At 37.2% G+C, this 14670-nt stretch carries 18 protein-coding genes; 1 reads left to right on the forward strand and 17 read right to left on the reverse strand.

Annotated elements, in window-relative coordinates:
- Positions 1-106: 106 nt before the first annotated feature.
- From ribD to BS85_RS0108775, 13 genes are all read right to left on the reverse strand, one after another.
- Positions 107-1177: a bifunctional diaminohydroxyphosphoribosylaminopyrimidine deaminase/5-amino-6-(5-phosphoribosylamino)uracil reductase RibD gene (ribD, locus tag BS85_RS0108715; protein WP_026944445.1), complete on the reverse strand. Its 1071-nt coding sequence runs from the start codon at positions 1175-1177 to the stop codon at positions 107-109.
- A gap of 4 nt (positions 1178-1181) precedes the next feature.
- Entirely contained in the window at positions 1182-1628 is a 447-nt protein-coding gene (rimP, locus tag BS85_RS0108720) for a ribosome maturation factor RimP (RefSeq protein WP_026944446.1), read from the reverse strand.
- Positions 1612-1992: a 30S ribosome-binding factor RbfA gene (gene rbfA / locus BS85_RS0108725; protein ID WP_026944447.1), complete on the reverse strand. Its 381-nt coding sequence runs from the start codon at positions 1990-1992 to the stop codon at positions 1612-1614. The genes rimP and rbfA overlap by 17 nt, the downstream gene beginning before the upstream one ends.
- On the reverse strand, positions 1992-4748 hold the full coding sequence (infB, locus tag BS85_RS0108730; RefSeq protein ID WP_026944448.1) for a translation initiation factor IF-2: 2757 nt from the start codon (positions 4746-4748) through the stop codon (positions 1992-1994). The genes rbfA and infB overlap by 1 nt, the downstream gene beginning before the upstream one ends.
- Positions 4741-4986: a DUF448 domain-containing protein gene (locus tag BS85_RS0108735; protein WP_026944449.1), complete on the reverse strand. Its 246-nt coding sequence runs from the start codon at positions 4984-4986 to the stop codon at positions 4741-4743. Before BS85_RS0108735 ends, infB begins: the two co-directional genes overlap by 8 nt.
- Before the next feature lie 21 nt (positions 4987-5007).
- Positions 5008-5904: a homoserine kinase gene (thrB, locus tag BS85_RS0108740; protein WP_026944450.1), complete on the reverse strand. Its 897-nt coding sequence runs from the start codon at positions 5902-5904 to the stop codon at positions 5008-5010.
- Positions 5905-5913: 9 nt separating this feature from the next.
- Positions 5914-6477: a DUF6115 domain-containing protein gene (locus BS85_RS0108745; protein WP_245596328.1), complete on the reverse strand. Its 564-nt coding sequence runs from the start codon at positions 6475-6477 to the stop codon at positions 5914-5916.
- Complete coding sequence (locus tag BS85_RS0108750) at positions 6464-7012, reverse strand: hypothetical protein (protein ID WP_026944452.1); 549 nt, start codon at positions 7010-7012, stop codon at positions 6464-6466. The genes BS85_RS0108745 and BS85_RS0108750 overlap by 14 nt, the downstream gene beginning before the upstream one ends.
- A 2-nt stretch (positions 7013-7014) precedes the next feature.
- A complete protein-coding gene (gene mqnP, locus BS85_RS0108755; RefSeq protein ID WP_034551557.1) occupies positions 7015-7869 on the reverse strand; it encodes a menaquinone biosynthesis prenyltransferase MqnP in 855 nt (284 codons plus the stop codon).
- Positions 7870-7871: 2 nt separating this feature from the next.
- Entirely contained in the window at positions 7872-8414 is a 543-nt protein-coding gene (locus BS85_RS0108760; RefSeq protein WP_026944454.1) for a DUF502 domain-containing protein, read from the reverse strand.
- Positions 8415-8452: 38 nt separating this feature from the next.
- Entirely contained in the window at positions 8453-9736 is a 1284-nt protein-coding gene (locus tag BS85_RS0108765) for a ComEC/Rec2 family competence protein (protein ID WP_026944455.1), read from the reverse strand.
- A gap of 103 nt (positions 9737-9839) precedes the next feature.
- Positions 9840-10661: a universal stress protein gene (locus BS85_RS0108770; RefSeq protein ID WP_026944456.1), complete on the reverse strand. Its 822-nt coding sequence runs from the start codon at positions 10659-10661 to the stop codon at positions 9840-9842.
- A gap of 107 nt (positions 10662-10768) precedes the next feature.
- Positions 10769-11677, reverse strand: a complete 909-nt coding sequence (locus tag BS85_RS0108775; RefSeq protein ID WP_026944457.1) for an AEC family transporter — start codon at positions 11675-11677, stop codon at positions 10769-10771.
- Positions 11678-11958: 281 nt separating this feature from the next.
- Between BS85_RS0108775 and msrA the strand changes: the two genes are divergently transcribed.
- The gene (gene msrA / locus BS85_RS0108780; RefSeq protein WP_026944458.1) at positions 11959-12465 is read left to right on the forward strand and encodes a peptide-methionine (S)-S-oxide reductase MsrA; all 507 of its coding nucleotides are present in this window, start codon (positions 11959-11961) and stop codon (positions 12463-12465) included.
- Positions 12466-12501: 36 nt separating this feature from the next.
- Here msrA and BS85_RS0108785 read toward each other — a convergent pair whose 3' ends face one another.
- The 4 genes from BS85_RS0108785 to ilvN all read right to left on the reverse strand — a co-directional run bounded on the left by BS85_RS0108785 (position 12502) and on the right by ilvN (position 14667).
- Complete coding sequence (locus tag BS85_RS0108785; protein WP_026944459.1) at positions 12502-12750, reverse strand: hypothetical protein; 249 nt, start codon at positions 12748-12750, stop codon at positions 12502-12504.
- A complete protein-coding gene (locus BS85_RS10935) occupies positions 12747-13091 on the reverse strand; it encodes a hypothetical protein (protein WP_051604765.1) in 345 nt (114 codons plus the stop codon). The genes BS85_RS0108785 and BS85_RS10935 overlap by 4 nt, the downstream gene beginning before the upstream one ends.
- 92 nt (positions 13092-13183) lie before the next feature.
- Complete coding sequence (lpxD, locus tag BS85_RS0108795) at positions 13184-14185, reverse strand: UDP-3-O-(3-hydroxymyristoyl)glucosamine N-acyltransferase (RefSeq protein ID WP_026944460.1); 1002 nt, start codon at positions 14183-14185, stop codon at positions 13184-13186.
- A gap of 8 nt (positions 14186-14193) precedes the next feature.
- Positions 14194-14667, reverse strand: a complete 474-nt coding sequence (gene ilvN / locus BS85_RS0108800; RefSeq protein WP_026944461.1) for an acetolactate synthase small subunit — start codon at positions 14665-14667, stop codon at positions 14194-14196.
- Between the last annotated feature and the right edge of the window lie 3 nt (positions 14668-14670).

A 14670-nucleotide genomic window follows, 5' to 3' on the forward strand; every position in this document is an offset into this window, starting at 1 on the left:
TTACAAGAACAAAGAGGCTAATGGAATCTTTAGAATAGTTGTAAGAGGATTAAACTACTTCTTATCCTCTAAATCTTTGCAAGTTTTTGTGGAGAGGCAATTGATATTATTCTTTTTGCTTTGGCACAAGCCATAGAAACAAATCCTCCCCTATTTGTTCTTGATGAACAAAAGAGAAGGATTGATTGAGCTGCATTGTGAGAGAGAAGTTTGCATTAATGCTAGGGTTTAATATAACAAGAAGAATATCCACAAAGGGGTGCAATGTTGTAAGCAGCCCTGCTCCTCCTTCGCACATTACAAAGCCCTTAAGCCCATTTAGTGTGGAATTTATATCGTGCGCTATTTTAACCTCTCTATCGGGTATATCAAAAAGCGGAGCATTTTTAGCAAGATTTTTATCTGATGTTAAGATGATAATATTGGGAGATTTTTTGGGTTGTAGGGTGGAAAATCTCACATCAAGAGTTGGTTTATCTATTCTTATTGTTTTGCCAGAAGTTAGCAGATAATTAGCTTTTGTGCGATAGTTGTGCATTTGTATTTGGGCGGCTTTAGAGCTGATTTGTCCGCCATTGATGCTTCCATTGAGCCTACACGCATATTTGTAGAGTATAAATTTCCCTTTTGTTTGCAAGGCTTTGAAGGGTAATAGAAGTGTATTTGCCTTTTGATTGATGGAGGTTAAGTTTTCTACTTGCCAAGCCTTAGTTACAGCGATTCCGCTTTGCTCTAATTCTTCCGCTCCACCCTTTGCTGTTTTGTTAATGTCTTGGGCTGCAATCACTACGCGTTTAATTTTTAACAATTTTAAGAGATTTGCACAAGAGGGAGTTTTGCCACATTTTAAACTGCTACAAGGCTCTAAGCTCACATAGATAGTGGAATCGCAAAAGAGGTTCTTGGAGTGCTTTAGTAAATAGTTGTGGATTTGTGTGGAATCTTTTAAAGATAGAATCGCACAATCGCCACTCAAATTTGCATAGGCTTTTTGGAGTGCGAGTATTTCTGCGTGTGGTTTGCCGCATTCTTGGTGGGATTCTAGGCTAAGGATTGCGCCATATTTGTCCAAAATAAGCGCACTAACCGCAGGGTTTGGCAGGGTGATAAGTTGATTTTTCCAAGCATTTTGCAAACAAAGGTTTAGATAAAATTCATCTTTGTGGCTATTTTGCAATCTTTTACCACTCAAAATAAGTCTGTGCTTTTTTAATGGAATCTAGCGGGATTGTCTGATTATTTTCTAACATAAGGGTATTTTCATCAACCTGTAAGAGTTTGCCTCTAAATTCCTTTTTATCTATCGTTTTCACTCTTACAAACTCTCCTATTGCGCTTTGGTAATGGATTGGAGTTTTTAGTGTGCGTTCAATCCCCGGGGAGCTAACTTCTAAAAAGTATTTTTTAGAATCTGGCATTTCAACATCTAACAAGGGTGAAAGGGCAAGGCTAACTTCTTGACAATCCTCAAGAGTAATAGTGTTTCCCTTCTTTGTGTCGGGTTTTGTAATGCAAATACGCAAAATTTGATTTTCATTTTCTTTCACATTGAGAATATCATAGAGCGCAAAGCCTAAACTTTCCACTAATAGTTTAATTTTATTCTCTAAATCAGGAGCAAGTGTCATTGATTTCCCCTTTTTGTTCGCGTTCTTTTTGAATGGTATCAAAGATTTCATCTAACCGGTTTTCTTTTTCTAAAATAGTGTCAAAGTTAAATTCAAAGTCTGGACAGCGAAACCACCCTGTCTCTTCTAGGCAGTATTCCTTAATGATTCTATGCGCTTTTTTGAGTTGTGAGAGAATCTCTAGTTTTTCTTGCTTGGTTGCAAAAGGAGCGTTGAGAAAAACTTTGGCAAAATATTTACCGCGCGAACACTTTACATCTACAACATTTAAGGCATTAAGACGCGTATCGTTGAGATTGGCTAATGCACTTGGCAAAATCTCTTTTAACAAGGATTGTGTGCGAGCAAGCTTAATGTCTTGCATTAAAGTGTCCTTTGCTTTTCCACTTCTTTGTAGGTTTCAAAAACATCGCCTATTTGAATGTCGTTATAATCTTCTAGCATAATTCCGCATTCAAAGCCTTTTGCCACCTCGCGCACATCATCTTTAAACCGCTTTAAAGACGCAATATTGCCATTATGAACAATAACTCCATTGCGAATTAAGCGCACTTTGATTCCCCTTTGAATAACGCCATCTGTTACAAGACACCCTGCAATTGTCCCAACCTTAGCAATATTAAAGGTTTCACGCACTTCGGCTTGTCCTGTATTTTCTTCTTCCAAAACAGGAGAGAGCAAACCGCTTAGAAGTGCTTTAATATCATCAAGCAGTGCATAGATGATAGAATAAGTTTTGATTTGGATTCCTAATTCTTTAGCCTTATTCTTTACGCTCCCTGTTGGTCGGACATTGAATCCTAAAATTACGCAGTTTGCACTTGCCCCTGCTAGAGTTAAATCACTCTCTGTAATTCCTCCAACCCCTTTATGAATGATATTAATTTTTACTTCTTCGTTTTGTAGTTTCTCTAAACTTCCGCGTATAGCTTCTAGGCTACCTTGCGTGTCTGCTTTAATGATTACCGGTAAGTTCTTGAGCTGTCCAAGTGCAACCATATTACTAAGTTCGTCAAAAGAAACTTTGGTGGAATGTGAAAGCTCCTTTTGGCGCAAGTGTGCGGCACGTTTTTGCGCATAATCCCTTGCAATATTGTCGTTTGCTACCGCAAGGAGAATGGAACCAGCAGGGGGCACTTCGTTTAGCCCTGTGATGACCCCAACGCCCGATGGAGGGATACTGCTAATGGATTTACCCATATCATCGCTAATGGCACGGACGCGACCAAATGCGGTATCAGCAATAATGCTATCCCCTATTTTTAAAGTTCCATTTTGAACAATCAATGTTGCTACGGGTCCTTTGCCTTTCTCCAAACTGCTTTCAATCACAACGGCACGAGCAGATTTGTTTGGATTGGCTTTAAGCTCTAAAATTTCCGCTTGCAATAAAATCGTCTCCAATAAATCGTCAATGCCCTCACCTGTTTTTGCTGAAATATGCACAAACTCATACTCCCCACCCCATTCTAGTGGCGTAAATCCAAGCTCTGCTGCCTCTGCTTTGAGTTTATCGGGATTTGCATCGGGTTTGTCAATTTTATTTACTGCAATGATAATGGGAGCATTGGCGGCTTTAGCGTGGTTTAGTGCTTCAATGGTTTGAGGCTTGACACCATCATCTGCTGCAATGACAATAATGGCAATATCGGTTACTTGCGCCCCTCTTGCGCGCATTTCGCTAAATGCCTCGTGTCCGGGCGTATCAATAAAGGTGATTTGTTTGCCATTTTTATTGATTGTGTAAGCTCCAATGTGTTGAGTAATTCCTCCTGCCTCACCCGATGCAATTTTGGTATTTCTAATGTAATCTAGCAAGGAGGTTTTTCCGTGATCTACATGCCCCATAATTGTAACTACGGGAGCTCTTGTGATGGAGTTGCTTTCATTGTCCTCTTTGTCCTCTAATTGCGTGTAGTCTAATTCTTCTGCATTGCTGATGAGTTGGATTTGGATTCCAAATTCTTCAGCTAAGATTTCAATGGCATCTTTTTCTAAGAAATCATTTTTGGTTATCATCATTCCAAGAGAAAAGAGAACTTTAATAACTTCTCCTGTGCTTCTGCCAATTTTTTCTGCAAACTCATAAGCTCGGATTTCTTCAGGAATTTTGACGATGCCACTAATAGTTTCCTGCACCTTTTGCGCTTTAGGGGCTTTTTTGCGATTAGATCTACGTGTGCTACCTTGCTCCATAAAAGGATTATGCCTTTGAGTCTTAATGCGTTCAGTTGTGGCTTTGCGTTCGTTATCTTCTTCTTCTATGTCATGTTCGTCTTGCACACTTAGATCAAACAAAATAATATCTTCTTCTTCGTCATCATGTGAGCTGTAAAATTCTCGGTTGTCTAGCAAATCTATTTTTTGCTGCCCCAAATTTTTGCTTGTGTGCGCACTAGGTTTTTTCTTTTCTTTTTTCTTTTCCTTGTTGTAAGCGGGAGTTTCTTCCAAATTGCCTAGCAAGTCTTGTAATGTACGTGGGGATTCTTTGCGATTTTCTGCTTTAGGTGCTTCCTCGTTCTTTTCGCGCACATCACGTTTTTTGATGATTCTTAATCCTGTTCGTTTGATTGGTAGGTTTTCTTGTGGGATTTGAGGGTGCGCTTTAGACTCATCTATTTTGGTGGATTCTATTTGTTGGCTTTCTGCAATGAATTCTTGAAAGGAATCACTGCTAGGTAAAGTGTCTTGAAATTCTTGAAGGACTTTTTGGACATCTTCTTGTATTGGCAAATCTGATTCTTGGTTGTTTTTAGCAGAATCTTTTTTTATTCTTGATGTTTCTTTGTGGGTTTTTTTTGCTTCTTTGTCTATTGTCTTGGGGGCAGGGGCTTTCTCTTTTTCTTTTGCCTTTTCTTTTTTGGGTGTTTTGTTCTTTGTTTCTTCGGAAGCCTTTTTTGCTTTTGTGCTTTTTTTGCCTTCTTTTAAATTTGTCGTTACAGATTCTACAATGGGATTAACACCAGATACAATATAATCATATAAAATAGCCGCTTGTTCTGTTGTAACGCTGCTTGAAGCGGTTTTGGATTCAAAACCTAATTCTTGGGCTTTTTGTAACACTTCTTTGCTGGTTTTGCCTAGCTCTTTAGCAATCTCACTGATACGGATTTTATCCATATAGAAAAATCTCCTTTAATACAAACTTAATCGTTTCTTTGTGTTTCTTATCCAATTTACAAACTCTTGCTATGCATTCATTTGTTTTTGGTGTCTCTTTGCAACGAGGACAAAGATAAAAGCTCCTGCCTGTGCCACTAAACTTCATCAGCGTAGAATCCTTGTATTGCAAACGGATTAATTGCGCTTGTGGAAAGCGACCCCGACATACGATACACATTCTAATTGGATTAGACATAAAAACTTTAATTATAGCAATCTAAAGCTTAAATTCATCATCAAAAACAACGCCAAGATTGTCAAAATTAAGCGTTAGAATTTTGAGTTTTGGAAACTTTTGACTTAGACTTTTTTGGATTCGCTCACTATCTTCTTTGTAACATAGATTAAAGAAAGTAGAGCCACTTCCAGAGAGTGTGCTCATTAATGCACCACAAGAAAGAGCGCATTTTTGGACTTCAAAGAGCAATGGAATTTGCTTCATACGATAATATTGATGGAATCTATCCATACTTGCTTCTCGCAATAATTCAAAACGTTGCGTGATAAACGCACTCGCTAAGACACTAGCATGAGAGAGGTTAAAGACTGCGTCTTTTTGATGATATTTTTTGGGCAAAGTCTGACGCGATAGATGAGTAGAGATAGATTGATTGGGAATCACAACAATCGCTTGAATAGAATCTGGCAAAGAGGTTTGCACAAAGCGCACTTCGTGCCGATTTGTGAGCATACAAACATTAAAACCCCCCATACAAGCGGGAGTAATGTTGTCTGGGTGTGGCTCATAATGTAGGGCTAGATTTAAAATCTTTTGTTTATCCAATGGAATCCTAGCCACTTTAAAAGCTGCGCTAATTGCTCCAATGATCACTGCAGAGCTGCTTCCTAATCCACGCGAAATCGGAATTGAATTATTAAAAGTGAATTTGAAATGTAAAGTCTCGCCCGTTAGCCTTTTTAATTGCTCATTAAAGATTCTAACAAATACATTGTCTATGCGCAATTTTGGATTTTTTGCCCCCTCTCCGTGAATCTGAATGGAAGTAAGTTTGGAGGGTTTTAAGCTAAAATGGTTATAAAGCCCCAATGCAAGTCCTAAGCTATCAAAACCCGGTCCCAAGTTTGCGCTTGTTGCAGGAACGCGAAACTCCATTGCCACTCCTTATTTTAAGTTGGCAAATTTAAGCGTAAATTCTACTTCGCCTTTGCCAACGCGTAATTCTTTTGCAATGGAATCTATGCTCCAACCATCTTTAAACATTGCAATAATGCGTCCCTCGTCTATATTTGTAGGATTGCTTGGAGTATAGGCAAACTCTTTCAATCTTTCTTCAAGTTGAAATATTTTGTTTTCTAACTCTTCTACATTGGAGAGATTATTTTTGCAATCATTCCATTGCGTTTTTAGGGATTCCATTTCTACTTTAATGGGCATTACTTGTGTATGCAAATTGGAATCTAGTAGATTTTTTATCTCCAAACGCACATCTTGGTAGATTTGCGCCTTAATACTAGTTTTGAAATGTTCTAGCTCGTTTTCTTGTTCTTTGATTCTTTTTTGTAAGCGATACACTTCTTTGTTTAACTCTTCAATGGATTTCTCATAACGTCTTGAGCGTTTGGCATTTTCCCCTTCTTTTAAATACAAATATACAATGAGTAAGATAAAAACTATCGCGATTCCGATTCCACTCCAAAGCAGTAGGTTTGCGTCATTGATCATCATTTACCTTTTTGTTAAGTTTAAGTGAGCGAATTAGCGCACGTTCTTTTCCAGCTACATACCCGTCCCATTCAATTTCATCTCTTGTGTGGATTTGTTCAATCCAAGCTAGTTCTGAATGATAGATAAAGTATATAGGCACAATCCGAGTAGGAAAAGTTGGAAGCTCTATTCTGCCATAGTAGAGAGTATTTTCTGAAAGATTTGCGTTCAAAAGTGCAAAACAGCCGTGCCCAATCGTTTGTACAATAGATTGATTTCCCAATGGCACATAAACTTTGGCAGTTCTCTCCATACGATTTTCTAATGCCTCTATTTTACGATAAATTTCTACTAAAAGCTCCAAAATAATCGCATTTTCGCCCTCTAAATTTCCCTTTTTTGCACGCATTAGGCGTAACCATTCTCCAATGGGGTCTTCATCGTTTTGTGTGAGCTTGTTAAATTCTAGTGCGTAAGATTCTGCATTGGTATGGACTTTATCAAATTCAATTTTTAAGGCAGTGCTAATCAGACGACTTTTAACGAAGTTTTCCATATTTAAGCCATTAAATCTAAAATACAAAATCCTAAAAACGCAATTCCTAGATAGGCATTAATCGTAAAAAATGCACGCGGAATATGGTGAAAATTTTTAGAGACTAAATATTGTTCAAAAGATAGTGCGATGGCTGAAATTGTAAGTCCAACCCACAACCAAAAGCCACGTTCTGATTCCACAATAAACAACGCCCAAAACACGAGCGTTAGCAAATGAAAGGAGCGTGAAATCCACAATGTTTTTGCAATGCCAAATACACTAGGAATGGAATGCAGCCCTTCTCTTTTGTCGTGTTCAATATCTTGTAGAGCATAAAGCAAGTCAAATCCTGCAACCCAAAAAAGCACACCAAGACAGAGATAAATGCTCCATAGTGGAATCTCACCGCTTGCTGCCGCGACACCCGCAATGGGAGCAAGCCCTAAAGAAAGCCCTAAGACAAGGTGCGCTAGACTTGTAAAACGTTTCATCAAGGAATAGCTTGCAAGAATAATTAAAATGGGAATGGAGAGATAAAAACATAAATCATTGATAAGGTATCCCATAAAGATAAAGATTATGGCATTGATAAAAATAAATAATAAAATTGTTTTTGGAGAGATTCTACCATCTACGCTCGGGCGATTCTTAGTGCGGGGATTTGTACTATCAAATTTGCGATCCACATAGCGGTTAAATGCCATAGCAAAATTTCTTGCGCTAACGCTTGCAATAATGCCAAAAATCAACAATTTCCAGCCAAACCAACCATTAGTTGCTACAAGAATAGCAATAAAAATAAAGGGCATAGAAAAAATACTATGCTGAAACATTACAAGTTCGCTTAAATCTTTTAATTTTTGTTGGAATCGCATCACTATTTTACGCCCAAAGAGATAATTTTTTTGAACCCATCACTAACGGATAAATCAGAAAGTTTGATTTGATTTTTTGGCAGCTTTAAGAGGAATCCTGAAGTTGGATTGGGGGTTGTTGGCACAAATACCCAAAAATCATCATTTTCTTCTTTGGTGATGAATCCTATTAACTCCATATTGCCAACATTGACATAAGCGACACCCAAATAACCCTCTTTGTTTTTACCAAGAAAAATACTTAAAACTTCTTTGATTCCGGAATAAACGCTTTTAACCAGTGGAATCTTGCCAATAATCATTTCTGTGATTTTAATAAGTAGAACTTCTTTGTTTCTTTCTACTAGCAATCCGATATAATAAAGCAAAGCAAGGCTTAGAATAAAGATTAAAATTGTGATAAAAAGATTAGCGTTGGTGATTCCAAAAATAGAATAAAATATTTTAGCGCAAAATGTATAAACAAAAGAAAAAATCCAAAAAAGCAACAAAAAAGGTAGAATCGCAAGGAGACCTTTGCTGATTTTTGAGACAATGTTATTCACAATCCAAACCTTAAATTAAATAATCTTTGCATTTTAACCTAAAATCCATAAAAATACAAATAGATTCCATATCCATAATAGACTAGATTAATAAAAAGAAGAATCCAAAACGCGCGAAAGTAAAAAATGGCTAGAAATGTCAGCGCATTGCATAGGATAAACCATAGAATGTTGGGCTTTAATAAAATGGTGCGGGTTTCTAAACTTACCCATTCTAGCAAGACAGAATCCAAGATTCCACCTAAACCAAGCAAGTGGAGTAATAGTTCCAAAGGATAATAAACCACAAAAAGTGGAGTGATGAGAAGAGAAAAAAGCGATAAAGGCGAGAAATAAGGGAAAAAATAATAAATAATAATTCCCATTAGAAAAAAGGTAGAAGCACCCAAAAGCACACCATAAATCAATCGTTTAAAGAAAGTTTGAGGAATCTTAAAATATTTGAAAAACAAAAAAATATACAAAACACCCAAACAGGAAAAATAGAATCCCACAGAAAAAATAAGTTGAGGAAAAAATGCTAGTAATGTCAGGGCGCACCACATTAGAGATTCTATTCGCAAGACATCTAACCCGCGCCATAATAGGAAGAATGTTACGCCGCTCATTGTTACAGCACGCAAGTAAGAGGGTGATTGCGTGAGTAAAAAATAATAAGCAATCAATCCCAAAACAACTAAAAATCCCAAATCAAAAAAAGCATTACGATAAGGGAAAAATCGCTTATGCAATGGCTTATAAAGGAATCCTAAAGCAAAAAACCCCACAGCACTTAGGATTCCGGTATGGAATCCAGAAATGGCAAAAAGATGCGAGATTCCATAACTTTGAGCTAAGTTTCTCCAATCTTTAGGCAAACTATCAGACAAAAAAAGCGTTAAATAATATTCACCCATCAGTTTTGTGTCGTGTTGCTTTAAAATAGCTTCCCTTAAGGGTTTTTTAAAGTCTTGATTTGGCAGCAAAACAAGATGAAAGCTTGGAGCATAGAATCCTCCTAGAAACTCGGTAAAAGAAATTTTGTTTAAGACAACGCGCAGGGATAGAAAGCGATATTTTAAATCTCTCAAATCTTCTTTTGAAGTTGTATAAAAAATTCCAAAATCACTCTTTAATTTCAATACAAAATACTCTTTATTGTTTTTGTTTTTTGTGTATTGTAGCAATACTTGTGCTGTGATTTGTGGGTTGTTTTGGGATTTTAAAGTGTGGAATTGATAGAATTTAAAGCCAAGTGTGCAGCATAAAACTAAGCATAAAAATCCAAGAAAAATAAAACGCTCTTTGAGATTAAAAAACAAAGGCGGAGAGAGGTTTTGCATAGATTGCCTTTGTTTAGCTTGATTCAAGAAAGAAAGACAGAATCGCCCTAGCGCAAAATCAAATTTTGCGACTTTGCAACTCTAAAATAATCAAAAGATCCGATTAAAATTTCCAAATCAACACATCTACATTGGAGTGTTGTAAGACATCTAATGCAAAGAAGCTAACCTTTCCGCTTGTTGGCAATGCAATAAGGGAGACATTTTTGGATTCTGCTACGCTTAAAAGTCTTGTATAAGAGAGGATTCCGCTATCAAGCACCATTTCATTTTTGCCTGATAAGTTGCTTAAAAATTCTTTAGAACATTCTCTTGCGTCCTCTTCTGCGCTTTTATTGAATTTGGAGATTTGCTCATCGTCTGCTCCATAACGACCTAAACGCAACTCAAATGGGCGTGAAATCATATGATAAAACACCAAATTGGCTTCCGGGAAAAACTTTCTTGTTGTCTTGGCAAGTTTTAGGGAGCTATCCGAAAAGTCAGTGGGTGAAAAAATATTGATATAATCCGGAAGTGCTTCATTTTTGGTTATAAGAACAGGAATTTCAGATTTACGAATAATTTTTTTAGTTACTGAACCTAGCAAGACTTCTGTTAAATATTGCGTTTCTCCTGTTGCCCCTACAAGTAATAAGCGGCATTCACGATCTTTAGAGTGTTTATTGATTTCTTTGTGGATTGTGCCTACATAGCAAAATTGTGAGATTTCTACTTCTGGCTTTGGAAAATTATCAGCAATAAACTTAGCAAGTGCTTCTTTGCCTACTTTTTTGTCTTTTTTGGGGTCGTGGAAAATGGAATATTCTACAACATGCACAACATCAAGCGTATATTTATGCTTTTTGGCTAAAAACATTGCTTTTGTAAGTGCAGCTAAACTGCTTTGTGAAAAATCTGTTGCTACGACAATTCTATTTTTCATAATCTGAACCTTTATTTTGTGAGATTGCTTAATATACTGCAATCTTGCTTAAAAAATGATTTAAAGTTGGCTTGGATTCTATTCGCGTCAGTTAAGATTCTATGCTTTTAGAGTAAAATCAAGCATAAAAGTGGAATAGAAACAAAGGAAAATACAATCCCAAAGGCTATTGAGCTTACTGCAAGATTAGAATCTAATTTTGCTTTAATTACCATTGCTCCTGCAAGAGCCATTGTGGGCATTGAGGATTCTATAATTGCGAGAATGCTATTGGGGTTAAATTCTGTATTGAAGAGTTTGAGGATTCCAATAAATAGTAAAGGCGTAACGAGTGTTTTACACAAAATAACAATGGTTGCAGATTTATAGGAGCTTTTGATTGCACCAAAGCCAAGTCCAAGCCCGATGGCAAATAAGGCTACTGCGGTGGTTGCGTTGCCTAATGTGCGGATAGGTCCAAAGATAAAATCGGGCAGCTCAATGACTTTGCATAAAAATCCGAGCGTTAGCGCGATAAAGGGAGGAAAAACTATGATGCGCTTGAGGTTTTGCGAGAAACTTATGGGCTGATTGCCTCCAAAAGATAGAATAAAGGGCGCAAGAAGCGAAAAGGGCAAAGCAGTGGCAAAAGCATCATAAAAAACAACTTTTCCCACAAAACTTGCATCATAGATTCCAACAATTACAGGAATCCCGATAAAAAGCGTGTTACCAAAAGAAGAGAGCAAAAACATACTAAGGAGTGTAGGGCGAGAAAAAGAAGCAAAATATCCAATTAAAACCGCAATTACTCCAGCAGATAAACTACATAAAAGCCCCGTGAGGATTAATAAAGTGAAAGTGAAATCAAGCCTAAGATGATAAATGCCATCAAAAATCAAACAAGGAATTGCAAAGGTAATAGCAAAATCCAAAAGGGTGTGGGATTGCTTTTGTTTCAAAATTCCGACAAGTTTTGCAAAATAGCCACCCATAAGCAAAGCAAAAATTGTCCAAAGTGGATTGAAAACAAACATCGGAATCCTTTAAGGCTTAAAAATTTAAAAATAAAATTATAATTTGCAAAGATTAAGTTTGCATTAATAATTTTATTATTGCAAGAAGCAAATGCAGTGAAAAACGAAGCAACTTTTAATCTTGTAAAAAGTGGATTCCACAATGGAATCGCAAAAACAACTTCACGGGTGAGATTTCATATTATAGATTGCTTCACTTGGTTGCAATGACAAAGTGATTTTATTTTGTATTAATCTTTATTCCGACAATATTATAAGAATGAATACAGCAAAGGAGAGTAATGCAGCAAACAATTTATTTAGCAGGTGGCTGTTTTTGGGGAATGCAGGGCTATTTTGATAGATTGAAGGGTGTAATAGAATCGCAGGTGGGTTATGCAAACTCTCAAGTAGAATCCCCGACTTATGAACAAGTTTGCAGTGGCGCAACAAACGCGACAGAAACGCTCAAGCTTACATTTGATGAGAAAATATTAAGTTTAGAGGAAGTCTTGGCGCGATTCTTTAGTGTGATTGATCCTTTTGCGCTCAATTATCAAGGGAATGATGTTGGCACACAATACCGTAGCGGCATTTATACGCAGGATTCTAAAATGTTAGAGACGATTCAAAAGTTTGTGGAATCTTATCAAAAAAAGTTATCCCAAAGGATTGTTACAGAGGTGGGAGAGTTAAACAACTTCTATGTAGCAGAATCCTATCATCAAAAATATCTTATGAAAAATCCGCAAGGGTATTGCCATATTGACTTGAGTGCTGCATTGCGCCCTTTGTCTTTGGAATTTTAGGGATTTTTAGAGGCGGGGCGATAAAAAGTCTGCAAATTACTTGCAGACTTTTTTAAGGGCTTTGCGAAGCTCTTTGGCTTGCTTTCTAGGAATAACAACCTTCCATTGTGTTGGGGTGGAATCTTGATCTTCTCCCCCTTCTAATTCCACTGCAATAGAGATAGCTTGATATTTTTTATCTTTTTTGCTTGGAATATCAAAGGATTCTACAATGATACTACCATCTTTTGCCAACTCTCCACGCAATGGAATCGTATAGGCTACTTTTTTGATTTTTTGTTTCATTGTGGTTGCTTTTTTGTGCTTTTCGCTTCTTTTTTTGGTGCGCTTGTTTCTTTTGTTGCCTTAGCTTCTTTTGATTTTTTTGTCTCTTTATTTTTGGGTTTTTTAGCAGTTTTTTGCTTTTTGCGCGCTTTTCTTGCATCTTTTAATGCTTGGCGAACCTCTTTAATTTGAGAAAAGGGAATATGAACCTTCCAGCTTTCTTTGCCTTCTCCTAAAGACGCACAGATGCTAATAACCGCTTTGCTTCCCTCTCCATAAGGCTCTTCAATGATGGCAAAATTTAATGTCCCGCCCTCACTCTCTTTTAGTGGAATTGTTTTGTAAATCTCTGTCTCTTTCATCTGAAACCTCCTACACTTAGAATTAATATTTTAGAGATGTTAAATGCTAACCAATAGTAACTAAGAATACACTTAAACATTTTAACTCAAGTTTATTTTTTGAGCATTCTTTTAAGTAAAGCTTGGAGTTTCAGCCAATCTTGAATGGGCAAAAGTGGGTGTCCCGAAAATTTGCCAAATGCGGGTAAGCTCTTACTAATCGCCCCTCTTGCTCCTATTTGTGTAAAATCACCAATATGTAAATGCCCAGCACTGCCGCTTTGCCCACCTAACACAACATTGCGTCCTGTTGTTGTAGAACCAGAGATTCCAGCTTGTGCAACAATGATGGAATATTCTCCAATGTTACAATTATGCCCAATTTGCACCAAATTATCTATTTTTGTCCCTTGTTTGATTCTTGTTTGCCCAAATACTGCGCGATCAATCGTTGTGTTTGCTCCTATTTCTACATCATTTTCAAGCACAACTTTGCCATTATGATGGATTTTAATATGTTTTCCGTCTTTGGTGTGTGCATAGCCAAATCCATCACTGCCAACAACACTATTGGCGTGGATTCGGACATTATTTCCTATTTCGCAATCATTATAAACACACACTCCCGGAAACAACACGCAATTTGCGCCGATTCTAACATTTTCTCCTATGGTTACACCTGACATAATGACGCAATTTGCTCCAATTTTACTGCCATTCCCGATTATTGCATTGGGGGCAATGTTTGAGGATTCATCAATGCTTGGTGATTCTTTGGAGCTAAAAAGTGGCTTAGCAAAGCGTTCCGTGAGATACGCCATAGCAAGATAAGGATTTTCACAAAGGAGTGCAAAGGCTGAATGTGGAATCTTATGTAAATGCGCTTTGCGCACCAAGACGGCTTTTGCTTTGGTTTGTGCAATCTGTTCAAAGTATTGCTCTTTTTCCAAAAATGTAATGGAATCGCATTTTGCATCTTGGGGTGATTCTAAGTTATCAATAGGCACAGAATCAAAGAAGTCTGAGTGCTTTGTCCATTCCGCGCCATTATATTGCATTACGCATTCTAGTGCCTCATTTTTTTTTAGAGTCTCAATGATATTTTTAAGTTCCATATTGAACCTTAATTGCTAGTTTCAATGGCAAAAATTCCGCTACGCGTAATGTCTTTTGGCTTGTGTATTTTAATAGCATTCAAGAGCGTATTAATGCGTGTATGCGTATCGCAAGCGACAAAGATTGCGCATTTATCATTAACTTCTAAAAGCATTCCGTTAAAGGCGTTAAAAATCGTGCTAATTTCGCTTAAATTGCTTTCTAAGCTAAATTTTACAAGCAAAGATTCTTGTTCAATCATTTGTTCATTTTCTAAGACCTTCAAGACGGGAATGAGCTTGTGCAACTGCTTGATGATTTGTTCTAACACCTTGTTGTCGCCTTTGGTGGAAATTGTAATGCGCGAGAGATTGGAATCTAAAATCGGTGCAACGGTAAGGGATTCTATATTGTATCCTCTGCCTGAAAACAATCCACTAATACGAGATAATACGCCGTGTTCATTTAAAACGGTAACTGCAATCGTGCGTCTAATTTCCATTGC

Source organism: Helicobacter rodentium ATCC 700285 (assembly GCF_000687535.1).
Lineage (GTDB): Bacteria > Campylobacterota > Campylobacteria > Campylobacterales > Helicobacteraceae > Helicobacter_D > Helicobacter_D rodentium.